Below are 15,018 nucleotides of genomic sequence, written 5' to 3'. Positions count from 1 at the left end.
CCCGTCGTGCCCGGAGGGCTGCGCGACACCGTCCGCCAGGAGCTGCTCGCCCGGCAGCTCGACGAGCAGATAGTCGCCCGCTACCCGGTGGGGCAGCGGCTGCGGATCCTCGACGTGGGCATGGGCCGGGGCGCGCAGGCGCTGCGGCTGGCCCGGGCGGGGCACACGGTCACCGGCCTGGAGTCCGACCCCGGGCTGCTGCGGACGGCCCAGGAGTCGCTGTCCACCGAGCCCGCCGGCATCCGCGACCGGGTGCGGCTGCTGGAGGGCGACGGCCACGACACCGGGGTGCACTTCCTGCCGGGCAGCTTCGACGTGGTGCTCTGCCACGGAGTCCTGATGTCCTCCCCGGAGCCGGACGCGATGCTCGCGGGTCTGGCCAGGATGCTGGCACCGGGCGGGCTGCTGTCCCTTCTCGTACGGAACGCGGACGCGCTGGCCATGGGCCCGGGACTCGGCGGGGACTGGAGCGGAACACTGGCCGCCCTGGAGTCGGACCTGTACTCCGACGGCCGGGGCGTGGCCCTGCGGGCCGACCGGCTCGACGCGCTGACCTCGACGCTCGCGGGGATCGCGGCGCCGCTGCACGCCTGGTACGGGGTGCAGGTCTTCACCGACTGGGGCGTCGACACCGTCATCCCGGCCGCGGACGAACTGGAGCGGCTGCTGACCGCCGAGGACCGGGCGGGCCGCACGGAGCCGTACCGCCGGGTGGCCGCGCTGCTGCATCTGTGCGGCGTACGCGGCTGACACCGCGCCCCACCCGCCGGGACGGCCGCCGGCCCCGGGAAACCTCGTCCGGCACGACGGCGGTACGCGGCGACACGGAGAGTTGCCCCGGCCGCTCAGGCGGCGGAGCCCCCGATGCGTCCTCCTTCAAGTGAGCACCGCAGACACCACCCGAAATGACGACCCCGGGACCACCGGCGCCGGTCACCCCGTGAACGGCACGGCCGGCGGCGCGGCGGGCACGCCTGCCAAGGACCCGGCGCGGCTGTCCCCGGACCCCACGCGCAAGCTGCCCGCCCGCGAGACCTGGCGCGCCCTGTACACGCACTTCCGGCCGCACCGCTGGACCGTCCTGCTCGGCGCGGCGCTGGCCCTGGTCGGCACGGTCGCCGGGCTCGCCCAGCCGCTCGCCGCGAAGTCCCTGGTGGAACGGCTCGGCGAGGACGGCTCGATCACCGGGGTGCTGATCCTGCTCACGGGTCTGGTGGTGATCGGCACGGCGATCGAGGCGGTGGGCGCGTACATCCTGGAGCGCACCGCCGAGTCCGTGGTGCTGGCCGCGCGCCGGACCCTGATCGGGCGGCTGCTGCGGCTGCGGCTGCCGGAGGTGGAGCGGACCCAGCCGGGCGATCTGATGTCCCGGGTCACGTCCGACACCACCCTGCTGAAGGCGGTGACCACCCAGTCGCTGGTGTCCGCGGTCACCGGGGGGCTCGCCTTCGTGGCCACGATCGTGCTGATGGGGCTGATGGACGCGGTGCTCCTCGGTGTCACGCTCGGGGTGATCGTGCTGATCGGCGGCTGTGTCGCCCTGGTCATGCCGCAGATCTCGCGGTCCACCCAGCGGGCGCAGGCGGCCGTCGGCGAGATCTCCACGGTGCTGGAGCGGGCGTTCGGGGCGTTCCGTACGGTCAAGGCGTCCGGTGCGGAGGAGCGCGAGACGGCGATCGTGGCGGACGCGGCCCGGGAGGCGTGGCGGCACGGCGTCCGGTCGGCGAAGTGGCAGTCCGTGGCCTGGTCGTCGGTGGGGCTCGCGGTACAGGTGTCGTTCCTGGCGGTGCTGGGCATCGGCGGGGCGCGGGTGGCGTCCGGCGCGATCTCGGTGTCGACGCTGGTGGCGTTCCTGCTGTTCCTCTTCTATCTGATCGACCCGGTGTCGAAGCTGGTGGAGGCGGCCACGCAGTACCAGGTGGGATCGGCGGCGATCGCGCGGATCGTGGAGGCGGAGCGGCTGGAGACGGAGGAGCTGGACACGGGGCGGGCGACGGGCGGGGGCCCGGGCGCGGCGGTGCGGCCCGTGGACGGGCCCTCGTCGGTGGCCTTCGAGGAGGTGACCTTCCGCTACCGGGAGGACCTGCCCTCTGTGCATCACGGCGTCACCTTCTCCGTACCCGGCCCGGGCATGACGGCGTTCGTGGGCCCCTCGGGTGCGGGCAAGACGACGGTGTTCGGCCTGATCGAGCGGTTCTACGAGGCGGACGGCGGCCGGATCCTGGTCGACGGGCGGGATGTGCGCGACTGGCCCCTGGCGGAGCTGCGGGCCGCGATCGGCTATGTCGAGCAGGACGCGCCCGTACTGGCGGGGACCCTGCGCGACAATCTCGTCTTCGCCGCGCCGGAGGTGACGGGCGACGAGATCCGGGACGTTCTCGTACGGGCCCGGCTGGACGCGCTCGTGGACCGGCTGCCCGACGGGCTGGAGACGGTGGTCGGCCACCGCGGCTCCAAGCTGTCGGGCGGTGAGCGCCAGCGGGTGGCGATCGCGCGGGCGCTGCTGCGGCGGCCCCGGCTGCTTCTGCTGGACGAGGCGACCTCGCAGCTCGACGCGGTCAACGAGATGGCGCTGCGGGACGTGGTGGCCGAGGTGTCCCGCGAGGTGACGGTCCTGGTGGTGGCGCACCGGCTGTCCACGGTGACGCTGGCGGACCGGATCGTGGTCATGGACGCGGGGAAGGTACGGGCGGTGGGGACGCACGCCGAGCTGGTGGCCGGGGATCCGCTGTACGGGGAGCTGGCGGCGACGCAGTTCCTGGCGTCGGAGCCCGGGGCGGGAGCGGGAACGGCCGGGGCAGGGGCGGCGGAAGCCTCGGGGGCGTCCCGGGCCGCCGAGGCCGTGGGGGCGCCCCGGGCTCCGGGTGCCGCCGGCGGCCCGGACGCCACCGCTACCCCGGACACCTCGGCGCCGGAGGTCACGGCGGGCTGAGCGCCGGCCCTGTCGGACGGAGCGGCCGTCTCACGGACGGTACGACCCGTCGGCGGGTGCCGTGACCCGCCGGCGGGCGGTGCGCTTCCCGCCGGACACCACCTGATCGGAGGCGTACCACAGGCCGACCGGTGGAGACAAAAGGGACACTCCCCCTATGGATGGACTCCCCGAGCACCCCTCTCGCTCCTCCCGCCATGTCCGCCGGCTCCTGCTGTCGCTCACCGCCGCGATATCCGCCACCGTCCTGATCGGCGGCTGCTCCTCCGGCTCGGAGGCCACCGTGCCGGAGAGTTCGACGCGGGCGGTCGTGCCCAAGGCGACCAACGACCTCCAGAGCGACTACGAGACCGTGATCAGAAATGTGCTGCCGTCGGTCGTCCAGATCGAGGCGGGGGACAATCTGGGCTCGGGCATCGTGTACGACGGCAAGGGCCATGTGATCACCAATGCGCATGTGATCGACCAGACCAAGAGCTTCCTGGTCACGGTCGCGACGGGCGAGGAGCCGCTGCCCGCCAAGCTGGTCTCCTCCTATCCGCAGCAGGATCTGGCCGTGATCAGGCTGGACCGGGTTCCGGCGGGGCTGAAGCCCGCGCGGTTCGGCGATTCGGCGGCGGTGGAGGTGGGCCAGATCGTGCTGGCCATGGGGTCACCGCTCGGCCTGTCCAGCAGCGTGACCCAGGGCATCGTCTCGGGCCTCGGCCGCACGGTGACCGAGAGCGCCTCGGGCGGGGGCACGGGAGCGACGATCGGCAACATGGTGCAGACCTCGGCGGCGATCAACCCGGGCAACAGCGGGGGCGCGCTGGTCAATCTGGACAGCGAGGTCATCGGTATCCCGACCCTCGCGGCGACGGATCCGCAACTGGGCAACAGCGCGGCGCCCGGGATCGGTTTCGCGATCCCCGTCTCGATGGTGAAGACGGTCGCCGACCAGATCATCAAGACCGGCAAGGTCACGCACTCGGGCCGGGCGGCGCTCGGGATCACGGCCCGTACGGTCCTCGACGACAACTACCAGCCGTCGGGGGCCGCGGTCGTCGACGTGGAGCCGGGCGGCCCCGCGGACAAGGCGGGCCTGCGGCCGGGGGACATCATCACGCGGGTGGGCTCCGCGCGGATCACGACGATCACCTCGCTCGCGGAGGCGCTGGCGTCGGACAATCCCGGGGACACGGTGAGGGTGGCGTACACCCGCCAGGGCGAGCGCAGGACCACGAACGTCACGCTGGGCGAGATCTAGGGCGTGTATCGAAAGTCCCGCCTGGCCTGCGACGCCCAGCACGCACACTCGCTGCGTTGTCGGAATCACCCAAGTACGTCCAGTACGAGGGCGACCCTCCGCCTTGCGATTGCACGCACCGGACGCCGCAGGCCCCGCCCTCCGGGCGGACGGCGCTACTTTCGATACACGCCCTAGCGGAAGGCAGGGGCGAGGCGGGAAAGCGGAACCCGGGACAGGGAAGCGGAACCCGGGCGGAACCTCCGGGGGCCGGCCGGGGGCGGACGGCGGAGACGGGAACGGAACCGGGGGAACCCGGGACAGGGGCCGGGAACGGAACCGGGGTGACCGGGGGCGGGTGCCGGGGCCCGGACCGGCCGCCGCACGGGATGCGGGCGCGCACCGGCCGCGGCGGAACCCCGGGGGCCGGATGCTCGGAAGCCGCCCCCGCCCCCGGGCCGTGGCTCACTCCGCGTGGAGACTCATCGGGCCGTAGATCCTGGTGGAGTCCTCGGAGAGGGTCACCTGGTCCGCGCCGCCTTCACGGAGTTCCTTCCAGTACTCGCCGATCCACGACTCGGCGTCGCCCTGGGTCGTGAACTCGTCCGGCTCGACCGCCGGCTGGACCTCCGTTCCGTCGGACTTCTCGAATCGCCACGTCCATGCCATGTGCGCCTCCCAGGGACCTTCGGTGATCTCCGTCCTGCCCGCAGCGTATCCGGGCGGGCAGCGGGCGGGGGGACGCGGGAGGATCGAGGAGTGGAACTCACTCTGCTCGGTACCGGCGCACCCGCCGGGCTGCCCCGGTCCGACTGTCCGTGCGCCGTCTGCGCCCTCGCCCGGGGGCCTCGCGCGCGGGCCGCGACGGCGCTGCTCGTCGACGGTGCGCTGCTGCTCGATCTCACCCCCGGAGCCGCGCTGGCCGCCGCGAGGGCGGGGCACTCGCTCGTCGGCGTACGGCAGGTGCTGCTGACGCACCCTCACAACGGCCCGGCGGTGGAGCTGCCCGCCGGTCTTCCCCCGGCGGGGCGCGTCCCCGACGGGCGGGTGCTGACACTGATCAGCGGACACCGGGTGCGCGCGGTGCCGATGGACCATCCCGGTACGGGGTACGAGGTGACCTCACCCGACGGCGACCGGCTGCTGTATCTGCCGCCGGGCGCCGCTCCGGCCGGTCTGGCGGAGGGGCTCGCCGCGTACGAGATGGTCGTCGCGGACGTCGTGGGGCGGCCGGACGCGATCGCGCGGCTGCGGGCGGCCGGCGCGATCGGCGCGACCACCGATGTGATCGCGGTGCATCTCGACCACGACGTGCCGGGCGGTCCCGAACTGGACCGCAGGCTGGCGGCGGCGGGGGCGCGCGCGGTGCCCGACGGGACGACGCTGATCGTCGGGGAGTACCACGCGGTGCCGGACGTGCCGCGCCGGACCCTGGTCACCGGGGGCGCGCGCTCGGGCAAGTCCGTCGAGGCGGAACGCCGGCTGGAGTCCTTCCCCGAGGTGCTGTACATCGCGACCGGCGGGCTCCGGGAGGGCGACACCGAGTGGGCCGAGCGGGTCGCGCTGCACCGCGAGCGCCGCCCCGGGTCCTGGCGTACGGAGGAGACCTGCGACCTCGTCCCGCTGCTGGCGGAGGACGGCCCGGCGCTGCTGATCGACTGTCTGTCGCTGTGGCTGACCGACGCGATGGACCGGGTGGGGGCGTGGGACGACGCGACCTGGCGGGCGGACGGCGAGCGCGCGCTGCGGGAGCGGGTCGCCGAACTGGTCACGGCCGTGCGGGAGACCCCGCGCACGGTGGTGGCGGTGACCAATGAGGCCGGGTCGGGAGTGGTTCCGGCGACGGCCTCGGGGCGGCGGTTCCGCGACGAGCTGGGCCGGCTCAACGCGGCCTTCGCCGCGGAGTGCGAGCATGTGCTGCTGGTGGTCGCGGGCCAGGCCCTGGTCCTGCGGTCGTGACGTTCGGCCCAGCCGGTACTGTTCGGCGAATGAGCAGGCTGAATCTCGACGACTTCTCCGATCTGATCGAGCGTCCCGACGGTGGCGTCAGGCGTGACGCCGAGGAGCGCAGGGAGCGGCTGATCGTCCCGCCCGGCTCCCTCGGCCGCCTGGACGAGCTGGGCGAGTGGCTGTCGGCCGCGCAGGCGTCCGTGCCGGTGAAGGCCGTCGAGCGTCCGCGAGTGGTGCTCTTCGCCGCCGACCACGGGGTCGCCGGACTGGGGGTGTCCGGGCGGGAACCGGGCTCCGCCCACCTGCTGGTGCGCCGGGTGCTGGAGGGCGCGAGCCCCGTCGCCGTACTGGCCCGCCGGACGGGCGTGCCGGTGCGGATCGTCGACGCCGGACTCGACTGCGATCCCGCACTGCTGCCGCAGGACGTGGTACGCCACCGGGTGCGGCGCGGCAGCGGCCGGATCGACATCGAGGACGCGCTCACGGCCGCCGAGGCGGAGGCCGCCGTACGCCTGGGCATGGCCGTGGCGGACGAGGAGGCCGACGCGGGCACCGATCTGGTGGTGCTCGGGGACCTGAGCGTCGGCGGAACCACACCCGCGTCCACGCTGATCGCGGCGCTGTGCGGTACGGACGCCTCGGTGGTCACCGGGCGCGGTGGCGCGGGCATCGACGATCTGGCGTGGATGCGCAAGTGCGCGGCGGTCCGGGACGCGCTGCGGCGGGCGCGGCCGGTGCTCGGCGACCAGCTGGAACTCCTGGCGGCGGTGGGGGGCGCGGATCTCGCGGCGACGACCGGGTTCCTGCTCCAGAGCGCGGTGCGCCGGATGCCGGTGATCCTGGACGGGGTCGTCTCGGCGGCCTGCGCGCTGGTGGGGCAGCGGGCGGCGTTCCGGGCGCCGGACTGGTGGCTGGCCGGTCAGCTGAGCGGTGAGCCCGCCCAGGCAAAGGCGCTGGACCGGATGGCGCTCAACCCGCTGCTGGACCAGGGCGTCACTGTGGGAGAAGGAACCGGAGCATTGCTGGCCCTTCCCCTCGTCCAGGCGGCCGCCGCGCTCGCGGCGGAGCTGCCGGAACGCGAGGAACCGGAGAAGGAACCGGAACCGGCGGAGGCGGAGAGCGACACGGACTGACGCGCCGGGTGCGGCCGCCACTGACCACGGCGGCCGTTCCCTCGCCCACCATGATCCGCGATGCCCCATATGATCGCTTTTCATGGGAGAGGTCCGTTTGATCAGCATCGGCGAAGCGACGAGCCGCACGACGACCACTGGCACGAGTCAACGCACACCCCGCTCACGGCGCGGAGCCGCGTTCGCGGTCTGGTACCTGCGGGCGGTGACCTTCATCAACCTGCTGAGCGCCGTGTGGGTCTCGTTCGGGCAGGACATCCGCCGGCACAACATCGACAGCTACTTCACTCCGTACCTGCTGACCGCGGGCTTCGCCTCCGGCGCCTTCACGCTCTTCCTCGCGATCACCATGCGCCGCCGCAAACGGGCCGCGTGGATCCTCAACACCGTTCTGTGCGGGCTCTTCCTGGTGCTCTTCGGCCTCGCCCTCGCGCTGGACGCCGAGGTGCGGTCACATCCCCAGAACTGGGTGTCGTTCGGGCTGTCCGCCGCGTTCACGGCGGCGCTGCTGCTGGGCCGCCGGGAGTTCTACGCGAAGGGCGACCGCTCCAACCCCCGGCTGGCCGCGGCCGTCGCCGCCGGAGGGCTGCTGGTCACCTCGCTGGCGGCGACCGTCCTCGTCGCCGCCACCAACACGGCGGACTCCGGCTCCACCTTCCCCGAGCGCTGGCGCTATGCGGCGATGCGGCTGGTCACGCTGGCCGCCGACGACTCCCGCTACCCGGGCATCAACACCCCCGGCTGGGTCGACGTCGTCATCAACGTCCTGTCCACCCTGCTGCTGCTCGCCGTGCTGTACGCGGCCTTCCGCTCCCGCCGTGCCGTCGACCCGCTCACCGAGGACGACGAGGAACGGCTGCGGGTGCTGCTCCAGCGCCAGGGAGACCGTGACTCGCTCGGCTACTTCGCGCTGCGCCGGGAGAAGAGCGTCGTCTGGTCCCCCACCGGCAAGGCAGCCGTCGCCTACCGGGTCGTCGGCGGGGTCGCGCTGGCCTCCGGCGACCCCATCGGCGACCCCGAGGCATGGCCCGGCGCGATCGAGCCCTGGCTCGCCCAGGCCCGGGAACACGGCTGGATCCCCGCGGTCATGGGCGCGAGCGAGGAAGCCGGGACGATCTACGCCCGGCACGGCCTGGACGCCCTGGAGCTGGGCGACGAGGCGATCGTCGAGACCGCCGAGTTCACCCTGGAGGGGCGCGCCATGCGGACCGTGCGCCAGGCGTACAACCGGGTGAAGCGCGCCGGCTACGAGGTGCGGATCCGCCGCCACGAGGAGATCCCGCCCGACGAGATGGACCACCTGGTCCGGCGCGCCGACGACTGGCGCGACGGCGCCACCGAACGCGGCTTCTCCATGGCGCTCGGCCGGCTCGGCGACCCGGGCGACGGCCGGTGCGTGATGCTCGAATGCACCGACGGCGAGGGCGAACTGCGGGCGGTGCTGAGCTTTGTGCCCTGGGGCCCCAAGGGGCTCTCGCTCGATCTGATGCGCCGTGACCGCGACTCCGAGAACGGCCTGATGGAGTTCATGGTCATCGAACTCCTGGAGCGCGCGGCCGACATCGGCATCGGGCAGGTGTCGCTGAACTTCGCGATGTTCCGGTCCGTCTTCGAACGCGGCTCCCGGCTCGGCGCGGGCCCGGTGCTGCGGCTGTGGCGCTCCCTGCTGACCTTCTTCTCCCGCTGGTGGCAGATCGAGTCGCTGTACCGCGCCAACGCCAAGTACCGGCCCATCTGGGAGCCCCGCTTCCTGCTCTTCGAGAAGAGCGCCGATCTGCTGCGCATCGGCCTCGCGGCGGGCCGCGCCGAGGGCTTCCTGGAGGCGCCCGGACTGCCCAAGTGGCTGCACCGCAGGCACCTGGAGACCAGGCGTTGAACACCCCGAGCGCCTTCGCGCGGCGCGAGTGGGGGCCCCTGTACGCGGCCCTGCGGACGGCCCTCGCCGCCCGCGGGTGGCGGGCGGTCCCGATGACGCTCTCGGCGGCCTGTCTCACCGCCCTCTTCCAGATCACCCAGAACCAGAGCTGGGGCTACGGCTTCGTCCGCGATATCGGCTTCGTCCGGGCCGAGGACCCGCTGTGGCTCGCCCTGCTCCGTACCCCCCTGTCGCTGTTCGTGCCCGCGCTCGACCTTCCCGTGTGGGGGGCGCTGGCGCAGATCCTGCTGGTGTTCGGGATCGCCGAGATCTGTCTGGGGCCCCGGCGGACCCTGGTCGTCGCGTACGTCTCCACACTCGCCGGGACCCTGTACGCGCGGATCGGCATCGCGGTCGGCCCTGACGGCCCCTTCGGGCTGCCGGCCGGTGACGCGCGGATCGTGGACACGGGACCGTCGGCCGCGGTCGTGGGACTCGCCGTCGTCGTCTGCTGGTGCTTCCGGGCCTGGTTCACGGGCGCCCTGGTGGTCGTGGCGATGGTCGTCGAAGTGATCGTCAAACCCAATCTCGCGGGCAAGGAGCATCTCGCGGCGATCGCGGCCGCGCTGGTGCTGTGCGCGGTCGCCGAGGCCTGGCAGCGGCGGCCGTCTCAGCGCTTGCGCGAACGCAGCCGGTCGGGCGCGCCGCCGATCAGATCCTGAAACCTCCGCCGGGGCGCGGTCCAGCGGCGGTCGTGCCGGTAGGAGCGCAGCGCGGCCCGGGCGCGGGCCCTGTGCCGGTTGTGGTAGAACCTCCGGGCCCAGAGCGAGTTGGGCCGGGCGAGCCGTACGGCCCCGAAGAGGGCGACGAACGGGACGAGAATGCTGATGAGCGCCATCCTCGGTTTGCCCTTGACGAAGGTGATCAGCACGAGGACCAGATTCAGCAGCAGGGTGCCGATGACCGTGGCGCGGTTCTGCCGTTCGTCCGGGGTGAGCGAGTCGACGCCGAGAGGGGAGAAGCCGCCGAGGACCAGCAGCGCGAGGGCGGCGGCCAGGACCACGACCTCCACGCTTCTGCGGCCCTCCTCGGTCCAGTAGACGTCGTCGAGATGGACGATCAGCGCGAACTCGTCGAGTACCAGCCCCGCGCCGATCCCGAAGAGGATCGCGCAGACGGCCGCGGCGGGTCCGTGGCGTCCGCTGCCGACCGCGCCGAAGCCCCCGACGACGGTGAGGATCACCCCGGGGACCACATGGTGGATGTGCACCCCGCCGGGCGTGATGTTCCGGAAGGGCCCCCGGCCCGCGCGGATCAGCCGGGTGACGGCCCGGGTGATGAGGAAGGTGAGGACGAAGGAGGCCAGGGCGAGGAGCATCGGGAGCTTCCCCGGCTCGATGATGTTGTCGTACAACCAGTTGCCCATATGTCGAGTACTCCCCTATTCGCCCAACTTATGCGCAATTTAACCCGTGGGGGACCGTCGGCGGCTTCCGCCCGGCGAGTCGCCCGCCCGGTGCACCGGGCTACCCTTCGCCCGTGAGTGATCTGGCCGGTCTGCGTTTTGCCTTCGGGACCCTGACGGCGCTCCCGGTCCGCGTCACCCGGTGGGACCGGGACGCGGCGCGGGCCGGCATGCTGTGCGCCCCGCTGGCCGGTCTGGTCGTGGGGCTGTTCGCGGGCGGGGTCGGCGGGTTGTTCCTGCTGGCGGGCTCGGGGGCGCCGCTCGCGGCCGTGGCCACCGTCGCCGTCCCGGCCGTCCTCACCCGGGGACTCCATCTCGACGGGCTCGCGGACACCGCCGACGGACTCGGCAGCGGCAGGCCCGCCGAGGACGCGCTGGCGGTCATGAAGCGGTCGGACATCGGGCCGTTCGGTGTGATCACCCTGCTGTTCACCCTGCTCGCGCAGATCCTGGCCGTCGCCGCGCTGTACGGCGAGGGCTGGCCCTCCGGTGCCCTCGCCGTGACGGTCTCGGCCGTCGCCGCCCGGCTCGCCCTGACCCTGGCGGCCCGCGGCGGTGTCCCGGCGGCCCGCCCGGGAGGGCTGGGCGCGGCGGTCGCGGAAGCCGTCCCGCGGCCCGCGGCGGTGGCGCTCGCCGCGCTGGTCACCGCGGTCTGCGCGGGCGCGGGCGCGCTGAGCGGCGGATACGGCGCGCTGCACCAGGCGCTCGCGGTCCTCGCCGCGCTCGCGGCGGCCCAGTTGCTGCTGCGGCACTGCGTACGGCGCTTCGGCGGGGTGACGGGCGATGTGTTCGGGGCGCTGGCGGAGACGGCGGCGACGGCGGCGCTGGTGGTGCTGGTCCTCGGTCCGTAAGTCGCCGGGCAGGCGGGCGGTTTCGGCGGGGCGGCGCGAGCGGTTTCCGCAGGCGGCGCGGGCGGTTCGGGCCGGGTACGCGGCAGAAGCCCCCCGGACACGACACGGAGCAGCCCCCGGCTCCCCCGCCCGACGCGGCGAGCGGGCCCGGGTGTTCACGGTTTTCGGCCCCGACGTGAAACAAAGGCCACGGAAGAGTGAACGGCCGCCGCCGTGAGCGATGGATCCGACCGCGCGTAGGCTTTTGTCCGGCGGGATGCCGGCAGACCGCCGCACCCTCGACGGCCCTGACAGGCCCAGGAACTCAAACGGAAGCGAGAAATCACCACCGTGACTGCTCTCACTCTCAGCACCGCCGGCGCGGCGACTCTGCGCGCCGACGCTCTTGTCGTCGGGGTCGCGAAGGGCGCCAAGGGCCTGGTGGTCGCGCCGGGCGCCGAGGCCGTGGACAAGGCGTTCGACGGAAAGCTCGCGTCCGTACTGGAGACCATGGGCGCGTCCGGCGCCGAGGGCGAGGCGACCAAGCTCCCCTCCCCGTCCGGCCTCAAGGCACCCGTCGTCATCGCCGTCGGCCTCGGGCCGGTGCCGGAGAACGCCCAGAAGAGCGCCGGGTACGCGGCCGAGTCGCTGCGCCGCGCCGCGGGCACCGCCGCCCGCGCGCTCGCCGGCTCGAAGAAGGCCGCGTTCGCGCTGCCCATCGGCTCGGCCGGGGACGCCGGGGCGATCGCCGAGGGCGCGCTGCTGGGCGCGTACGCCTTCACCGTCTACCAGGGCGGCGGGAAGGCCACGAAGAACGGCGGGCCCAAGCAGCCGCTCGCCGAGGTCGCCCTGCTGGGCGCCAAGCCGCGCGACAAGGCGTACAAGGCCGTGGCCGAGCGCGCGATCGCCCTCACCGAGGAGGTCAACCGCGCCCGCGACCTGATCAACACCCCGCCGAACGACCTCACCCCCGAGGCTTTTGCGGCCGTGGCCGCCGCCGCGGGCAAGGAGAACGGCGTCAAGGTCCAGATCCTGGACGAGAAGGCGCTGGTCAAGGGCGGTTTCGGTGGAATCGTCGGCGTCGGTCAGGGATCGCAGAACCCGCCGCGCCTGGTCAAGCTCACCTACACCCACGCCAAGGCGGCCAAGACGCTCGCGCTGGTCGGCAAGGGCATCACCTACGACTCGGGCGGCATCTCCCTCAAGCCCGCCGGTCACAACGAGACGATGAAGTGCGACATGAGCGGCGCCGCCGCGGTGTTCGCCGCCGTCATCGCGGTCGCCCGGCTCGGCCTCCCGGTCAACGTCACCTGCTGGCTCGCGCTCGCCGAGAACATGCCGTCCGGCTCGGCCACCCGCCCCGGTGATGTGCTGCGCATGTACAGCGGCAAGACGGTCGAGGTGCTGAACACCGACGCGGAGGGCCGGCTCGTCCTCGCGGACGCGCTGTGGAAGGCGTCCGAGGAGAAGCCGGACGCGATCGTGGACGTGGCGACCCTGACCGGCGCGATGGTGCTGGCGCTCGGCCACCGCACCTTCGGTGTCATGGCCAACGACGACGCCTTCCGTACCGCCGTGCACGAGATCGCCGGCGAGGTCGGCGAGCAGTCCTGGCCGATGCCGCTCCCCGCCGAACTGCGCAAGGGCATGGACTCCCCGACCGCCGACATCTCCAACATGGGCGAGCGGATGGGCAGCGGGCTGGTGGCCGGACTGTTCCTCCAGGAGTTCGTGGGCGAGGGCATCACCTGGGCGCACCTGGACATCGCGGGCCCGGCGTTCCACGAGAGCGCGCCGTACGGCTACACGCCGAAGGGCGGCACCGGATCCTCGGTCCGTACGCTGGTGAGGCTGGCCGAGCGGATGGCCTCCGGCGACCTCGGCTGAGCCCCGGGAACCCCGGTCGTCACGGTCCCGGGCCACGCGCCCGGGGCCGCCGCCGTCCCCGCCGGGGCGTTCGCTCTCAACGAAATGTCCCCGACATGACATTCTCGCCGGAATCGATCGGCACGTCCCGATGTTCTACGGACGGGTAACCCGTGAGGTGATCGATCAGACGTTGTCCGAGCGCCGCCCCGCGTCCCGTCTTCCCCCAACAAGTGCGAAGATGGGTTCTCGGCAGGACAGGGCCCACCAAGGGCCGACGAGACATCGGCCGCACACCAGCCGAAAGGCCGGTCGTCCCCGGGGAAAGGGGACCCGGCGACCGGCGCACATGCATGGAGGACGTGACGTGGCGAACGACGCCAGCACCGTTTTCGACCTAGTGATCCTCGGCGGCGGTAGCGGCGGTTACGCTGCGGCGCTGCGCGGGGCCCAGCTGGGCCTGGACGTCGCCCTGATCGAGAAGGACAAGCTCGGCGGCACCTGCCTGCACTACGGCTGCATCCCCACCAAGGCACTGCTGCACGCCGGCGAGATCGCCGACCAGGCCCGCGAGTCCGAGCAGTTCGGTGTCCGGGCGACCTTCGAGGGCATCGACGTCGCAGCCGTTCACAAGTACAAGGACGACGTGATCCAGGGCCTCTACAAGGGCCTCCAGGGACTCATCGCCTCCCGCAAGATCACGGTCGTCGAGGGCTCGGGCCGGCTGTCGTCGCCCACCTCCGTCGACGTCAACGGCCAGCGGGTCCAGGGCCGTCACATCCTCCTCGCCACCGGCTCCGTACCGAAGTCGCTGCCCGGGCTGGAGATCGACGGCAACCGCATCATCTCCTCCGACCACGCGCTGAGGATGGACCGCGTCCCGCAGTCCGCGATCGTGCTGGGCGGCGGCGTCATCGGTGTCGAGTTCGCCTCCGCGTGGAAGTCCTTCGGCGCGGACGTCACCGTCATCGAGGGCCTCAAGCACCTCGTCCCGGCCGAGGACGAGAACAGTTCCAAGCTTCTTGAGCGCGCGTTCCGCAAGCGCGGCATCAAGTTCAACCTGGGCACCTTCTTCGAGAAGGCCGAGTACACCCAGGACGGGGTCCGCGTGACCCTCGCGGACGGCAAGGCCTTCGAGGCCGAGGTGCTGCTGGTCGCGGTGGGCCGCGGCCCGGTGTCCGCCGGTCTCGGGTACGAGGAGCAGGGCGTCGCGATGGACCGCGGCCATGTCCTGGTCGACGAGTACATGCAGACCAACGTGCCCACCATCTCCGCCGTCGGCGACCTCGTCCCGACGCTCCAGCTCGCGCACGTCGGCTTCGCCGAGGGCATCCTGGTGGCGGAGCGGCTGGCCGGCCTGAAGACCGTCCCGGTCGACTACGACGGTGTGCCCCGGGTGACGTACTGCCACCCCGAGGTCGCCTCCGTCGGCATCACCGAGGCCAGGGCCAAGGAGATCTACGGTGCGGACAAGGTCGTCGCCCTGAAGTACCCCCTCGGGGGCAACGGCAAGAGCAGGATCCTCAAGACCCAGGGCGAGATCAAGCTCGTCCAGGTCAAGGACGGTGCCGTGGTCGGCGTCCACATGGTCGGTGACCGCATGGGCGAGCAGATCGGCGAGGCGCAGCTCATCTACAACTGGGAGGCCCTGCCCGCCGAGGTCGCGCAGCTCATCCACGCGCACCCGACGCAGAACGAGGCGCTGGGCGAGGCGCACCTGGCGCTGGCCGGCAAGCCCCTGCACGCCCATGACTGAGCCGGC

Annotated in this window: 12 protein-coding genes; 10 read left to right on the top strand and 2 right to left on the bottom strand. The window is 72.9% G+C overall.

Annotated features, from left to right (window positions below; genetic code table 11):
* The first annotated feature begins 6 nt into the window (after window positions 1-6).
* The 3 genes from ACFYT4_RS18680 (at window position 7) to ACFYT4_RS18670 (ending at window position 4,178) form a co-directional block, all read left to right on the top strand.
* Window positions 7-750 carry a class I SAM-dependent methyltransferase gene (locus ACFYT4_RS18680; RefSeq protein WP_389269741.1) on the top strand — a complete coding sequence of 248 codons (744 nt, stop codon included), beginning with the start codon at window positions 7-9 and terminating at the stop codon, window positions 748-750.
* A gap of 268 nt (window positions 751-1,018) precedes the next feature.
* Entirely contained in the window at window positions 1,019-2,932 is a 1,914-nt protein-coding gene (locus tag ACFYT4_RS18675) for an ABC transporter ATP-binding protein (RefSeq protein ID WP_389269851.1), read from the top strand.
* A gap of 157 nt (window positions 2,933-3,089) precedes the next feature.
* A complete protein-coding gene (locus ACFYT4_RS18670; RefSeq protein WP_389269739.1) occupies window positions 3,090-4,178 on the top strand; it encodes a S1C family serine protease in 1,089 nt (362 codons plus the stop codon).
* 444 nt (window positions 4,179-4,622) lie between these two features.
* Here ACFYT4_RS18670 and ACFYT4_RS18665 read toward each other — a convergent pair whose 3' ends face one another.
* Window positions 4,623-4,826, bottom strand: coding sequence for a hypothetical protein (locus tag ACFYT4_RS18665; protein ID WP_389269737.1), 204 nt, complete (start codon window positions 4,824-4,826; stop codon window positions 4,623-4,625).
* 90 nt (window positions 4,827-4,916) lie between these two features.
* Between ACFYT4_RS18665 and ACFYT4_RS18660 the strand changes: the two genes are divergently transcribed.
* The 4 genes from ACFYT4_RS18660 to ACFYT4_RS18645 all read left to right on the top strand — a co-directional run bounded on the left by ACFYT4_RS18660 (window position 4,917) and on the right by ACFYT4_RS18645 (window position 9,817).
* Complete coding sequence (locus tag ACFYT4_RS18660) at window positions 4,917-6,116, top strand: bifunctional adenosylcobinamide kinase/adenosylcobinamide-phosphate guanylyltransferase (protein WP_389269735.1); 1,200 nt, start codon at window positions 4,917-4,919, stop codon at window positions 6,114-6,116.
* A gap of 29 nt (window positions 6,117-6,145) precedes the next feature.
* Window positions 6,146-7,240 (top strand): nicotinate-nucleotide--dimethylbenzimidazole phosphoribosyltransferase, encoded by a 1,095-nt coding sequence (gene cobT / locus ACFYT4_RS18655; protein WP_389269733.1) that lies wholly within the window; start codon window positions 6,146-6,148, stop codon window positions 7,238-7,240.
* 82 nt (window positions 7,241-7,322) lie between these two features.
* Complete coding sequence (locus ACFYT4_RS18650; RefSeq protein ID WP_389269731.1) at window positions 7,323-9,116, top strand: phosphatidylglycerol lysyltransferase domain-containing protein; 1,794 nt, start codon at window positions 7,323-7,325, stop codon at window positions 9,114-9,116.
* Window positions 9,113-9,817, top strand: coding sequence for a hypothetical protein (locus ACFYT4_RS18645; RefSeq protein ID WP_389269729.1), 705 nt, complete (start codon window positions 9,113-9,115; stop codon window positions 9,815-9,817). The genes ACFYT4_RS18650 and ACFYT4_RS18645 overlap by 4 nt, the downstream gene beginning before the upstream one ends.
* On the opposite strand, the gene ACFYT4_RS18640 is transcribed toward ACFYT4_RS18645, so the two are convergent.
* Window positions 9,766-10,521 carry a hypothetical protein gene (locus tag ACFYT4_RS18640; protein WP_389269728.1) on the bottom strand — a complete coding sequence of 252 codons (756 nt, stop codon included), beginning with the start codon at window positions 10,519-10,521 and terminating at the stop codon, window positions 9,766-9,768. The two genes, ACFYT4_RS18645 and ACFYT4_RS18640, sit on opposite strands and share 52 nt — an antisense overlap.
* Before the next feature lie 113 nt (window positions 10,522-10,634).
* On the opposite strand from ACFYT4_RS18640, the gene ACFYT4_RS18635 reads away from it, so the two are divergent.
* From ACFYT4_RS18635 to lpdA, 3 genes are all read left to right on the top strand, one after another.
* Complete coding sequence (locus ACFYT4_RS18635; RefSeq protein ID WP_389269726.1) at window positions 10,635-11,411, top strand: adenosylcobinamide-GDP ribazoletransferase; 777 nt, start codon at window positions 10,635-10,637, stop codon at window positions 11,409-11,411.
* 330 nt (window positions 11,412-11,741) lie between these two features.
* Window positions 11,742-13,277 (top strand): leucyl aminopeptidase, encoded by a 1,536-nt coding sequence (locus ACFYT4_RS18630; RefSeq protein WP_389269724.1) that lies wholly within the window; start codon window positions 11,742-11,744, stop codon window positions 13,275-13,277.
* 346 nt (window positions 13,278-13,623) lie between these two features.
* Window positions 13,624-15,012, top strand: a complete 1,389-nt coding sequence (gene lpdA / locus ACFYT4_RS18625; RefSeq protein WP_389269722.1) for a dihydrolipoyl dehydrogenase — start codon at window positions 13,624-13,626, stop codon at window positions 15,010-15,012.
* Window positions 15,013-15,018 lie beyond the last annotated feature (6 nt).

The organism is Streptomyces sp. NPDC004609 (assembly GCF_042873655.1).
GTDB lineage: Bacteria > Actinomycetota > Actinomycetes > Streptomycetales > Streptomycetaceae > Streptomyces.
This window is presented reverse-complemented; position numbering and strand designations above follow the sequence as displayed.

What these genes read in the sequence shown, in the direction of transcription:
- ACFYT4_RS18670 (WP_389269739.1), top strand. Translation starts at nt 3,090, where the DNA reads ATGGATGGACTCCCCGAGCACCCCTCTCGCTCCTCCCGCCATGTCCGC.
- ACFYT4_RS18665 (WP_389269737.1), bottom strand. Translation starts at nt 4,826, where the DNA reads ATGGCATGGACGTGGCGATTCGAGAAGTCCGACGGAACGGAGGTCCAG.
- cobT (WP_389269733.1), top strand. Translation starts at nt 6,146, where the DNA reads ATGAGCAGGCTGAATCTCGACGACTTCTCCGATCTGATCGAGCGTCCC.
- ACFYT4_RS18650 (WP_389269731.1), top strand. Translation starts at nt 7,323, where the DNA reads ATGGGAGAGGTCCGTTTGATCAGCATCGGCGAAGCGACGAGCCGCACG.
- ACFYT4_RS18640 (WP_389269728.1), bottom strand. Translation starts at nt 10,521, where the DNA reads ATGGGCAACTGGTTGTACGACAACATCATCGAGCCGGGGAAGCTCCCG.